The following is an 11,422-nucleotide window of genomic DNA, read 5'->3' as shown; positions in this document are numbered from 1 at the left end:
TTGAACATCGCCATGGCAGCAGATTCTCCTGTGACCGGTTCTTGCTCCGCCCCGAGAGTGGATATCGCCGAAGCTCTCGCCGAGGCTGTGTTCAGTGGCGACTATGCGATCGGCGCCACGATTCCGCGGGAGGTCGACCTCTGTGTGCGCTTCGGCGTCAGTCGGAGTACGGTTCGCAGCGCGCTGCAAAAACTGGTCAATGCCGGCCTGCTGGTGCGCGTCTCCGGCCAGGGTACCCGGGTCTGCGAGCTGTCGGCCTGGCATCTGCTCGATCCCCAGGTCAGCGCGTGGATGGCACGTTATGCCAAGCCCAACCCGCGGCTGCAGCGGGAAGTCTTCGCCTTCCGGGTGGCCGTCGAACCGTTCGTGGCCGGCCTGGCAGCGACCCACGCCACGGCTTCGGATCTGCTCGCCATCGAGACCGCCTACGAAGGCATGATCCGGGCGCTCGAACAGGCCGATCTGCGCTGGCAGGGCCACACGCATGACGACTACGACGTCGCCTTCCACGAAGCGATATTCGCGGCGTCCCATAATCTTATCTGGGCACAGATCAGCCACGTGCTCAAGCCCGCAATCGCGCTGATCGTCGAACGTTCCAACCATAGCGCCAAAGCGCTCGACGACAGCATGGCGCGCCATCTGAGGATGATGGAGGCGATCCGTCTGCGCCAGCCCGAAACGGCCGTGCAGGCGGCGCTTGCGGTGCTGGAACGGACCAGCCGCGATCTCGGCATGGAAGATCTGATGGCGAATCCGCCCTCCATCATGCTGCCGCTGCCGACACAAGCTCGCTAGCGTACTGGCGTTTCCCGGAATCGACTGAACTGAAAGCAACAGGTGATCCATGAAAATTACGCAACTCAAGACCTGGCAAGTACCGCCGCGCTGGCTGTTTCTCAAGATCGAGACCGACGAGGGCTGCTATGGCTGGGGCGAACCCGTGGTCGAGGGGCGCGCGGCCACCGTCGAGGCGGCGGTACACGAACTTTCCGATTATCTGATCGGTCAGGATCCGCATCGCATCGAGCACTTGTGGAACATCATGTATCGCGCCGGTTTCTATCGCGGCGGCCCGATCCTGATGAGTGCCATTGCCGGCATCGATCAGGCGCTTTGGGATCTCAAGGGGCGTGATCTCGGCGTGCCGGTGCATCAGTTGCTGGGCGGTGCCTGTCGCGACAGGATGCGGATGTACGCGTGGACCGGCGGCGACAAGCCCAGCGACGTCGGCGCCGGTGCCAAGGCACTGGTCGAGCAGGGCTTTACCGCGTTCAAGATGAACGGCACCGCCGAGATGGCGATCGTCGATTCTCACGCCAAGGTCGACGAGGCGATCGCGCGTGTTGCCGAGGCCCGCGATGCGGTGGGTCCGGATGTCGGCATCGGTATCGATTTCCATGGTCGCGTGCATCGACCGATGGCCAAGGCCCTGCTGCGGGAGCTCGAACCGTATCACCCGATGTTCGTCGAAGAGCCGGTGCTGCCGGAGCATCTGCCGAGTCTCAAGCACATCGCCGGCGGCCTTGGATACCCCATCGCCACCGGCGAGCGGCTGCACACGCGTTATCAGTTCCGTGATCTGCTCGTCGAAGGGATGGTCGATATCGTCCAGCCTGATCTGTCTCACTGCGGCGGCATCAGCGAAGGGATGAAGATCGCGACGCTCGCCTCCTGTTTCGATGTCGCGCTGGCGCCGCACTGCCCGCTGGGCCCGTTGACGCTGGCCGCGTCGCTGCACGTGGATGCGGTCAACCATAACGCCTTCATCCAGGAGCAGAGCATGGGGATCCACTACAATCGGGACAACGACGTGCTCGATTATCTGGTGGACAAGAACGCGCTGGCGATCGAGGACGGTTTCTGTGCGATTCCCCAGGGGCCGGGACTGGGTGTGGAGATCGACGAGGCTTTCGTCGAGGAGCGCTCCAAGGTCGGTCACCGCTGGCGCAACCCCGTCTGGACCCATGAAGATGGTTCCGTCGCGGAGTGGTAAAGGAGACAACATGAACGAGACACGCAAGTTCGCACTGGAAACGGCGCTGCGCGAGCGGCCGCTGGTGGCCATTCTGCGCGGGATCACGCCGGAAGAGATCGATGCGGTATTCGACGCGCTGGTGACGGCAGGCTTCAAGCTGATCGAGATCCCGCTCAACTCGCCACGGGCCTGGGACAGTATTGCCGCCATCGCCGGGCGTTGCCCGGATGACGTGGTGATCGGTGCCGGTACGGTACTCGACCCCGCTCATGCCGAGCGGTTGGCCGATCTCGACGCACCGCTCCTGATCACGCCCAATACCGACCCGGAAGTGATTCGCGCCGGTGTCGAACACGGCCTGGCGCCGATGATCGGCTGCATGACGCCGAGCGAGGCGCTGGCGGCGGCCAAGGCTGGCGCCACGGCGCTCAAGCTATTTCCGGCGGCCCGTCTGGGGACCGGCTATTTCAAGGATATCAACGCGATCCTGCCCAAGGGTTTGCCGGTGCTGGCGGTCGGCGGCATCGATCAGAGCAACATGAGCGAGTGGCATGCCCATGGCGTGGCTGGCTTCGGGTTCGGCAGCAATCTCTACAAGCCGGGACGCAGCGCCGACGAAGTCGGACGGATTGCCGCTGAACTGGTCGAGGAGTGGCAGCGGCTGAGCGAGGTCGCCCACTATGCCGATCAGCTGGAACGCGAGGCCGATGCATGAGCGGCAACACGCCCGATCGCCTGATCGTCATCGACTGGGGGACCAGCAACTTTCGCGCGTTTCTGGTCGATACGGCCAGCGGCGACGTGCTGGATAGCCGGCGCTCGGCTTCCGGCCTGCGCGCGCTGAGCCAGAGCGAGTTCCCGCACTATTGTGCGTCGCAGACCGACGATTGGCGCGAAGGCGGTTGGGTTCCGATCTATCTCGCCGGAATGGTGGGGTCGGCGCGGGGCTGGCACGAGGCGCCGCAGCTGGAGCTGCCGGCGACGGCTGCCGATCTGGCGAACAATGTGGTGGCCGCGCCGGGGCTCGATAACGTCTGGATCGTGCCGGGCGTCAAGCAGGTCACGCCCGAGCATGTCGACGTGATGCGCGGCGAGGAGGTCCAGGCGTTCGGCGCGCTGGCGCTGGCTGGCACCGACAGCGGCGATTGCTGCCTGCCGGGTACGCACAGCAAGTGGGCGCGTCTCGACGCTGGCCGCATGGTCGAATTCACCACCGTGATGACCGGCGAGCTCTATCACGCCGTGCGCTTTCACACCCTGCCGGGAGAGCCTGCCCGCGACGAGGCGCCGTTCGACGAGGCCGCATTCCGGCTGGGTATTTCCCGGGCCGGTCGCCCCGGTGGCGTGATGCATGCGCTGTTCGAGGCGCGCAGTCGTCATCTCTATGCAGGGCTGGAAGCGGGGCAGGTGGGCAGCTTCCTCTCCGGCGTACTGATCGGCGAAGAGGTGCATGCCATGCGCGAGGCTCGCCCCGGGCTCGACACGGTGCGTTTGATCGGCGCCGCGTCGCTGCGCGAAAGCTACACCATTGCGCTGGATTCGGCCGGCATCCGGGTCGAGGCGATAGACAGCGACCGGGCCACGCTGGCCGGCGTCGCCGCGATCGCGGCACGTCATGGCCAGCGCTGACGGTCAGCGTGCCACAGTGACGCATGGCGCTCGCGTCGATGCACCAAAAGCATGCATTAGCGGCTGCACAGCGGCGCGGAATCGCCGCCGACGGCCCGAGGCTTCCCCGAATGCCTCGGGCCGTCGTGTTTGGCATGATCCGTGCTACCTTCATCTATGCGACTGCTGACCGGCAGCCGATCGTGTACGACTTGAAGAGGTGATGCCATGCAGGTGATGCAATGACACAGCCGGCCCTGAACAAACCTCCCCTGTTGGTGTTTACCGATCTCGATGGATCGCTGCTGGATCACGACACCTACAACTGGCAGCCGGCGGCTGCGTGGCTTTCGCGCCTCGAACGCCAAGCGATCCCGGTCATTCCCACCACCAGCAAGACGCGCACCGAACTGCTCGCCTTGCGTCAGGAGCTGGGCCTCGAGCACACGCCGTTCATTGCCGAGAACGGCGCCGTCATCGGCCTGCCGCCATCGTGGCAGCATGCGCGACTGGATCGCGACCCTGCGTCTCCGGACGGTCTGGTGGTCAAGACCCCGAGCATGGACGTGGACTATATCCGCAGACGCCTGGACGTGGTGCGTGAACGTCACGGTCTGCGCTTTCGTCGCATGGGCGAAATGGCGTTGGCCGAGGTGCGGGAGCTCACCGGGCTCAGCACCGCCGGCGCCGAACAGGCCATGGCTCGGGAAGGTAGCGAGCCGCTGGTATGGGAAGACGACGATGCCAGGCTGCAGGCACTGCATGAGACACTTCGGGCAGATGGCCTGCGGCTGACCCGAGGCGGGCGCTTCTGGCATGTGATGGGCGCGGTCGACAAGGGCCAGGCATCGGACTGGCTGGTCGCGCGATTCGAAGCGCTGCGAGGCTATCGTCCGCAGACGATCGGGCTGGGCGACGGTCCCAACGATCTGGCGCTGCTGGCTGCCACCGACATGGCGGTCGTCATCGCCGCGAATCACGGTCAACCCATGCCGCTGGAGGGTTCGCGGATCTATCGAACCCGGGCGCCAGGGCCGGCCGGCTGGTCGGAAGGCGTCTCTCACTGGCTCACCCGGGAGCTGGGGTGGTCCGGTGATCTGGAGGATTAAGAGAGAGTCCCGGCGGCTATCTTTGGAGAGTCCCGACAACAGGCGTCAAGGACCGACGCCAGACGACAACATCACGAGGGCGGCTCATGAGTGACTTTTATCAGAACGGTATCGTTACCAACTTTCATAACCTCACGCGTCGCTCGGTGGAAGCGCTGGAGACCGATCTCAAGCAGTTCTCGCGCAGCCGGCCGATGGGGTTGATCCTGCCGTCGCTCTACTCCGAACTGGAAGGACCGGCGCTCTCGCATATCGTCGACGAGCTGTGCAAGGTGCCTTATCTCAGCGAGATCGTCATCGGTCTCGATAGGGCCGATCGCGAACAGTTCCTCAAGGCGCGCGAGTTCTTCTCGCGCCTGCCGCAACATCACCGCATTCTCTGGAACGACGGCCCGCGTCTTCAGGCCCTTCACCAGGAGCTGGCCCAGGAAAATCTGGCTCCCCAGGAGCCGGGCAAAGGCTGCAACGTCTGGTACTGCTCCGGCTATGTGCGCGCGTCCGGCAAGGCCGAGTCGGTGGCGCTGCACGATTGCGATATCGTCACCTACGATCGGGGGCTACTGGCACGGTTGATCTATCCGGTGGCCAATCCGCGTTTCCATTACGAGTTCTGCAAGGGTTACTACTCGCGGATTGCCTCCGGAAAGCTCAACGGCCGCGTGGCCCGGCTGATGGTCACGCCGCTGATCCGGGCCTTCAAGATGATCTACGGCCCGCTGCCTTATCTGGACTATCTCGATAGCTTCCGCTACCCGATCTCGGGAGAGTTTTCGATGCGTGCCGATGTGCTCGACGGCATTCGCATCCCCAGCGACTGGGGTCTGGAGATTGGCGTACTCTCCGAGGTGCATCGCAACTTCTCGACCAAGCGGCTGTGTCAGGTCGATATCGCCGATGCCTACGATCACAAGCACCAGCCGGTCTCGGAAGATGATCCGGCGGGCGGGCTGAATCGCATGAGCATGGATATCGCCAAGGCGATGTATCGCAAGCTGGCGACGCTCGGGGTGGAAATGAGCGTCGAAAGCTTCCGCACCGTCAAGGCGACCTACTATCGCGTGGCGCTGGATCTGATCGAAGCCTACGACCACGATGCGGCCATGAACGGGCTGAAGCTCGATCGTCACAGCGAGGAGGCGGCGGTGGAGCTCTTCGCCGACAACATCATGCAGGCCGGTGCGGCGTTCTTCGAGTCGCCGCGCGACAAGCCGTTCATCCCTAGCTGGAATCGGGTGCAGGCTGCCATCCCCGATCTGCAGGATCGACTCTACGAGGCGGTCGAGCTGGACAACAGCGGCGACGTCTGATCGTCACTGCTACCGAATCCGGTGATCGAACGGCGGTGCGGGCGGGGAAGCGCGGGGCGGACCTCTTCGCCCGCGCGATCCGTCTCCGCCAGTGGTCTCTCCGCGCATCTCCCCGATACGTCTTCCGATCCGGCTCTTCATTCCAGCCCGGCTCTTCATTCCAGCCCGGCTCTTCCATCCGTTAGGGCTGTACCAGCCACAGGCTGCGGTAAGGGCGCAGGATGTCGCGTTCGTCGGGATGCGGACTCCAGCGCTTGCCGTCCTTGAGGACATCGTACCAATCACCGTCGTTGAGCTCGTCGATCTTCAGCGGCTGGCGGGTGTCGCTGATGTTGTAGATCGCCAGCAGGCGGCGGCCATTGGCCAACGGTCCGCGTTCGATGGCGAAGATGCCCGCTGGCGTATCGAGCACCCGCTGGGTGGCTTCGGGATGGAAACAGGGTTCGCTGGCGCGGATGTTGAGCCGTCGTTTCAGCGACGTGAACGCCTCGCGGGTCGGCGTGCTGCGGCTGTCTATCAGCTCGTCCAGCTCTTCCTTGGGCCAGCGACGGCGATTGATCGAGCGCAGCTTGCCGCTGCGCTCGACCCCGCCGTGGTCATTGAGCGTCGCGGTCAAGCTGTGGAAATAGACGCCGGGAATGCCCTGCAGTGCCAGCATCAGGTTCTGGCTGCACAGGAAGCGTTCGACCTGCCAGGCATCGGCGCCTCGCCGGGTGCCTTTCATGGCGTCATAGTAGGTGATGTTGATTTCGTAGGGCGAGTCGCTGCCATCGGCGTTGGTTTTCATGCTGACGTAGCCGCCGAAGCGGTGCATCAGTTCGAGCATGATGTCGAGCTCGTGGGGTGGCAGCAGACCTTCGAGCGCTCGGACGCCGATACCGTCGTGACTGGCGGTGAAGTTGAAATAGGTACAACCCGGTGGCAGCGGAGGCAGGCTTCTTGCCCATTCGCTCAACGTCGTCGCATCGCCACTGGTCAGCGTGTGCACGAGCAGGGGCGGCAGCGTGAACTGGTAGATCATGTGCGCTTCGTCGGGCATCGCGGCCGGATCTACGTCGTGGTCCTGACGTTCGCGATCCTGACGTTCGCGATCCGGGCGCAGACGATCAAGGCCGAAGTAGCTCATGTTCTCCTGATGCGGCACGTTGGTCTCGGTGATCAGCAGGGTGCCCGGTGCCATGAAATCCAGAATGGCTCGCAGCAGGCGCACGATGGCATGCGTCTGGGGGAGATGGACGCAGCGGGTGCCGACCTCCTTCCACAGGTAAGTGATGGCGTCGAGACGAATGAGACGCGCGCCCTGCTGGACGTAGTAGAGCAGGATGCCGATGAACTCGAGCAGGACATCGGGATTGGCGAAGTTGAGATCGATCTGGTCCTCGGAGAACGTCGCCCACAGATGGCGGGTGCCGCGGCGTGTGGATACCGGCACCAGCAGCGGCGAATTGCGTGGCCGGGTGACCTGCGAGAGGTCCGTCTCCGGATCCATCTCGATGAAGTAATCCCGCCCCGGCTGGGTCCCGGAGAGATAGTCGATGAACCACAGCGAATCGCGTGAGACGTGGTTGATGACCAGGTCGACCATCAGATCCACCCGCGACGCGAGCCGCCGGACGTCCTGCCAGTCGCCGAGTTTGGGGTTCACTTCGCGATAGTGGATCACCGAGAACCCGTCGTCGCTGCTCCACGGAAAGAACGGCAGGACATGCAGGCCGCTGAACGTGCCGTTGAGACGGGTGGCGAGAAAATCGTCCAGCACTTCCAGCGGCGGACGCTCGCCATCGGTGATGGTATCGCCGTAAGTGATCAGGATCTGGTCACGCTCGCTCCACGTTGGCCGAGGCAAACTGTCCAGTGCGCTGCGCTGGTGCATGAGTAGCGTCATCAGACGGCGCATGACCTCATCACGGCGGGGGCCGTACACCTCTTCCAGGCGGGCGCTCGCGCGCTCGATGAAGGCGTCTTCGGAAAGCGCTGGATAATTCGCGGCACGGCTGGGCATGGAGAGAGGTTCCTGATTCAGCGGTTGGCATACGCGACGGCGTGCGTATCGAGACATTGTCGTGTCGGACTTGCTGTGGTGACAGACTTGTTGTGGTGACGGACTTGTTGTGGTGACGGATTGTCTATTGTGAATGACCGTCACATTATCCTTGCAGAAGTTGGGCCAACATGAAAACCGCTGCAGTTTTTCGGCGTATTTCCGCTATGTTGCCCAAACCGTTACACTATCCATCGTTCATTTGACACCGTCCTGTCGTGCATGTGACACGGTCCTGGCGTGCATTTGACGCCGTTACCCCGTTCACTCGATCCGTCATCTCGTTCTTTCAACAATAGCGGCGGTTCTGCCAATCGCCCACGCTGACAGGTAGCCCCGACGATGCATTGCCCTTTCTGCGGTACGCACGATACCAAGGTGACCGATTCCCGCCTGGTGGCCGAGGGGGATCAAGTGCGTCGTCGCCGCCAGTGCGCCGAATGTGGCGAGCGCTTCACGACGTACGAGACCGCCGAGCTGGTGATGCCGCGCGTGGTCAAGTCCGACGGCTCGCGAGAAAGCTTCGACGAGCAGAAGATGCGTGCCGGAATGGCGCGGGCCCTGGAGAAGCGCCCGGTCAGCGTGGAATCCTTCGAGGCGGCCGTGGAGCGAATTCGCCAGCGGCTGCGGGCCAGAGGCGAGCGGGAAGTCGAGGCGCGCGAGGTGGGTGAAGAGGTGATGGGAACCCTCCAGCGGCTCGATCACGTGGCTTACATCCGTTTCGCCTCGGTCTACCGCCGTTTCCAGGATCTCGACGAATTTCGTGCCGAGATCGACCGATTGTCCCAGGAGCCGACGTTATCGTCGGGTGACGAGGACAATCCGCGCTGAATCGGCGCTTTCGTTCCGGTTTCGTTGTCAGACCATCCGTCGTTTCGAGCGAGTCGCCATGTCTGCTGCCAGTTCCGAATGTCTTTCCCCCGCCGCCTGCATGCATCGGGCGATTCGGCTCGCCTGGCGCGGGCAGTATACCTGCGACCCCAATCCGCGAGTCGGCTGCGTGCTGGTCAAGGAGGGGCAGATCGTCGGCGAGGGCTTCCATGCACGTGCCGGCGAGGCGCATGCGGAAATTCACGCGCTGCGGAAGGCAGGGGAGGCCGCCCGAGGTGCGACGGTGTATGTCACGCTGGAGCCCTGTTCGCACACCGGGCGTACCGGCCCTTGCAGCCAGGCGCTGATCGACGCCGGCGTGGCGAAGGTGGTCGCGGCCATGGAGGATCCCAATCCAGAGGTGTCCGGTCGCGGTTTCGCGATGCTGCGCGAGGCGGGTATCGCAGTCGAGGTCGGCCTGCTCGAGGAGCAAGCGCGTCTTCTCAATCCCGGTTTCATCCGGCGCATGCGCGAGGGGCTGCCGCGCGTCACCTTGAAGATGGCGATGAGTCTCGATGGACGGACGGCCATGTCAGACGGTGAATCCCAATGGATCACCGGGCCTGCCGCCCGGCAGCAGGTGCAACGTCTGCGAGCGGCATCCAGCGCGGTACTGGCCGGGGTGGAATCGGTCATCTTCGACGACTCCCGGCTGACCGTTCGCGCCGACCAGCTGGGGCTCGATGATGCCGAGGCGATCGCCCGGCGTCAGCCTCTCAGAGTGATCCTCGACAGCCAGCTGCGGTTGCCGCTGGCGGCGGCGTGCCTGAGCGAACCGGGGCGCACGCTGGTCTGCACGATCCAGCCGGAGATGAGCGAACGCCGGCGCAAGCTCGAAGCGGCGGGTGCCGAAGTGTTGGTCATGCCGGCCAACGCCGAAGGGCGTGTCGAGTTCACGGGTGTGCTGCGCTATCTGGCCACTCGCGAGGGGTGCAACGAGGTGCTGGTCGAGACCGGTGCGACCCTGGCCGGGGCCTTGCTGGAAGCGGACTGCGTCGACCGGCTCGAGCTGTTCATGGCGCCGACGCTGCTGGGTAGCGAGGCACGTCCGCTGTTCGCCTTGCCGGGCCTGGCGACGATGAGCCAGCAGCGCCGATTGCAGATCGACGAGATCCGCGCGGTGGGCGAGGACTGGCGCATTTCGGCACGGCCGGTCACTGCTGCGGCGCGGCAGGAGCAGAGCCGCTGACGCTTGCAGCGGGCGCAAGCGCTTCGCTTGCGGGTCCGTGTCGCGGCCATCCGACAGTAGCGTCCGCGTCTCGCGACAGGTAGGCTGTGCCGCATCGAGCCTGCTGGCCTCCAGCGGCCGGCGGGTTGCGTGGCATTCCCGTAGACGTGGTTTCAGCAGACGGCAGTTTCCGTGGACGAATCAGCAATGACGACAGCGCAATCGAGCCAGCTGGCCAGCATCGACGTTCTGGTCGAAGAGATTCGACAGGGCAGGATGGTCATCCTGATGGATGACGAAGATCGCGAGAACGAAGGCGATATCATCATGGCGGCCGAGTGCGTCGAGGCCGACCATATCAACTTCATGGCACGTCATGCCCGAGGCCTGATCTGCCAGCCGATGTCGAAGGCGCGCTGCCAGCAGTTGAAGCTGCCGCTGATGGTCAGCGACAACGGCTCCGGCTACGGCACCAAGTTCACCGTCTCCATCGAGGCGGCCAGCGGTGTTTCCACCGGCATTTCCGCGGCGGATCGCGCGCTCACCGTGCGTGCCGCGGCGGCGCGTGGCGCGAGGCCGGAAGATATCGTCCAGCCTGGGCATATCTTTCCGCTGATGGCGGAACCGGGTGGCGTTCTGCGCCGGGCCGGCCATACCGAAGCGGCCTGCGATCTGGCCGCCATGGCCGGTTTCGAGGCGACCGGCGTGATCTGCGAGATCATGAACGACGACGGCAGCATGGCGCGGCGGCCGGAACTCGAACGCTTCGCCGCCGAGCACGACATCAAGATCGGCACCATTGCCGATCTGATTCACTACCGCATGCTCAACGAGCGCACCGTCGACGCCGTCGAGCAGACACCAGTGGCAACCGCGTTCGGCGATATGACCCTGCATGTCTTCCACGACACCATTCAGGATCGGCATCACCTGGCGCTGGTCAAGGGCAAGCCCCAACACGCCACGCCGACGACGGTGCGGGTGCATGGCGGCGACACGCTTCGCGACCTGCTTGCGCTGTGTCGTGCCGATAGCCACTGGACGGCCCACACTGCACTGGCCGAGATCGGTCGGGCCGACGCCGGCGTCTTCGTGCTGCTCGACGATGCGCGGCCCCAGGGGGACTTCAAGCAACAGCTCGACGTGCTGATGGGGCGCCGCGCTTCGCCACGATCCAGCGCTTCCGACGGCTCGGGAAATTTCCTGTCGATCGGTACGGGGGCGCAGATTCTGCGTCAGCTCGGGGTCGGCAAGATGCGACTGTTGAGTTCGCCGTGGCGCTTCTCGGCCCTCTCCGGTTTCGACCTGGAAGTGGTCGAACTGGTCAGCGGCGACGCCTGA

10 protein-coding genes are annotated in these 11,422 nt (G+C 64.3%); 9 read left to right on the top strand and 1 reads right to left on the bottom strand.

Annotated elements, in window-relative coordinates:
• The first annotated feature begins 12 nt into the window (after positions 1-12).
• The 6 genes from DOM36_RS17315 (at position 13) to DOM36_RS17290 (ending at position 6,002) form a co-directional block, all read left to right on the top strand.
• Positions 13-798, top strand: a complete 786-nt coding sequence (locus tag DOM36_RS17315; protein ID WP_075571292.1) for an FCD domain-containing protein — start codon at positions 13-15, stop codon at positions 796-798.
• Positions 799-847: 49 nt separating this feature from the next.
• Positions 848-1,996 carry a galactonate dehydratase gene (dgoD, locus tag DOM36_RS17310; RefSeq protein ID WP_110643825.1) on the top strand — a complete coding sequence of 383 codons (1,149 nt, stop codon included), beginning with the start codon at positions 848-850 and terminating at the stop codon, positions 1,994-1,996.
• Positions 1,997-2,006: 10 nt separating this feature from the next.
• The gene (locus tag DOM36_RS17305) at positions 2,007-2,693 is read left to right on the top strand and encodes a 2-dehydro-3-deoxy-6-phosphogalactonate aldolase (protein ID WP_110643824.1); all 687 of its coding nucleotides are present in this window, start codon (positions 2,007-2,009) and stop codon (positions 2,691-2,693) included.
• Positions 2,690-3,607: a 2-dehydro-3-deoxygalactonokinase gene (locus DOM36_RS17300; protein WP_110643823.1), complete on the top strand. Its 918-nt coding sequence runs from the start codon at positions 2,690-2,692 to the stop codon at positions 3,605-3,607. Before DOM36_RS17305 ends, DOM36_RS17300 begins: the two co-directional genes overlap by 4 nt.
• Positions 3,608-3,828: 221 nt before the next feature.
• Positions 3,829-4,695: an HAD-IIB family hydrolase gene (locus DOM36_RS17295; protein ID WP_075571231.1), complete on the top strand. Its 867-nt coding sequence runs from the start codon at positions 3,829-3,831 to the stop codon at positions 4,693-4,695.
• Between the two features lie 86 nt (positions 4,696-4,781).
• Positions 4,782-6,002: a glycosyl transferase gene (locus tag DOM36_RS17290; RefSeq protein ID WP_075571230.1), complete on the top strand. Its 1,221-nt coding sequence runs from the start codon at positions 4,782-4,784 to the stop codon at positions 6,000-6,002.
• 181 nt (positions 6,003-6,183) lie between these two features.
• Here the strand turns inward: DOM36_RS17290 and DOM36_RS17285 are convergent, their stop codons facing one another.
• Entirely contained in the window at positions 6,184-8,004 is a 1,821-nt protein-coding gene (locus DOM36_RS17285) for a sugar phosphorylase (RefSeq protein ID WP_110643822.1), read from the bottom strand.
• A gap of 381 nt (positions 8,005-8,385) precedes the next feature.
• Here DOM36_RS17285 and nrdR point away from each other — a divergent pair, with 381 nt between their 5' ends.
• The 3 genes from nrdR to ribBA all read left to right on the top strand — a co-directional run bounded on the left by nrdR (position 8,386) and on the right by ribBA (position 11,422).
• The gene (gene nrdR / locus DOM36_RS17280; RefSeq protein WP_075571228.1) at positions 8,386-8,874 is read left to right on the top strand and encodes a transcriptional regulator NrdR; all 489 of its coding nucleotides are present in this window, start codon (positions 8,386-8,388) and stop codon (positions 8,872-8,874) included.
• 58 nt (positions 8,875-8,932) lie between these two features.
• Positions 8,933-10,102, top strand: coding sequence for a bifunctional diaminohydroxyphosphoribosylaminopyrimidine deaminase/5-amino-6-(5-phosphoribosylamino)uracil reductase RibD (ribD, locus tag DOM36_RS17275; protein ID WP_110643821.1), 1,170 nt, complete (start codon positions 8,933-8,935; stop codon positions 10,100-10,102).
• A gap of 186 nt (positions 10,103-10,288) precedes the next feature.
• Positions 10,289-11,422 carry a bifunctional 3,4-dihydroxy-2-butanone-4-phosphate synthase/GTP cyclohydrolase II gene (gene ribBA / locus DOM36_RS17270; protein ID WP_075571226.1) on the top strand — a complete coding sequence of 378 codons (1,134 nt, stop codon included), beginning with the start codon at positions 10,289-10,291 and terminating at the stop codon, positions 11,420-11,422.

This window comes from Salinicola sp. CPA57 (genome assembly GCF_003206035.1).
Lineage (GTDB): Bacteria > Pseudomonadota > Gammaproteobacteria > Pseudomonadales > Halomonadaceae > Salinicola > Salinicola socius.
Note: the sequence above shows the minus strand (reverse complement) of the source record. Positions and strands in the feature narration are given on the sequence as shown.

Coding starts and splice junctions, on each gene's coding strand:
- DOM36_RS17315 (WP_075571292.1), top strand. CDS start 13: ATGGCAGCAGATTCTCCTGTGACCGGTTCTTGCTCCGCCCCGAGAGTG.
- dgoD (WP_110643825.1), top strand. CDS start 848: ATGAAAATTACGCAACTCAAGACCTGGCAAGTACCGCCGCGCTGGCTG.
- DOM36_RS17305 (WP_110643824.1), top strand. CDS start 2,007: ATGAACGAGACACGCAAGTTCGCACTGGAAACGGCGCTGCGCGAGCGG.
- DOM36_RS17300 (WP_110643823.1), top strand. CDS start 2,690: ATGAGCGGCAACACGCCCGATCGCCTGATCGTCATCGACTGGGGGACC.
- DOM36_RS17295 (WP_075571231.1), top strand. CDS start 3,829: ATGACACAGCCGGCCCTGAACAAACCTCCCCTGTTGGTGTTTACCGAT.
- DOM36_RS17290 (WP_075571230.1), top strand. CDS start 4,782: ATGAGTGACTTTTATCAGAACGGTATCGTTACCAACTTTCATAACCTC.
- DOM36_RS17285 (WP_110643822.1), bottom strand. CDS start 8,004: ATGCCCAGCCGTGCCGCGAATTATCCAGCGCTTTCCGAAGACGCCTTC.
- nrdR (WP_075571228.1), top strand. CDS start 8,386: ATGCATTGCCCTTTCTGCGGTACGCACGATACCAAGGTGACCGATTCC.
- ribD (WP_110643821.1), top strand. CDS start 8,933: ATGTCTGCTGCCAGTTCCGAATGTCTTTCCCCCGCCGCCTGCATGCAT.
- ribBA (WP_075571226.1), top strand. CDS start 10,289: ATGACGACAGCGCAATCGAGCCAGCTGGCCAGCATCGACGTTCTGGTC.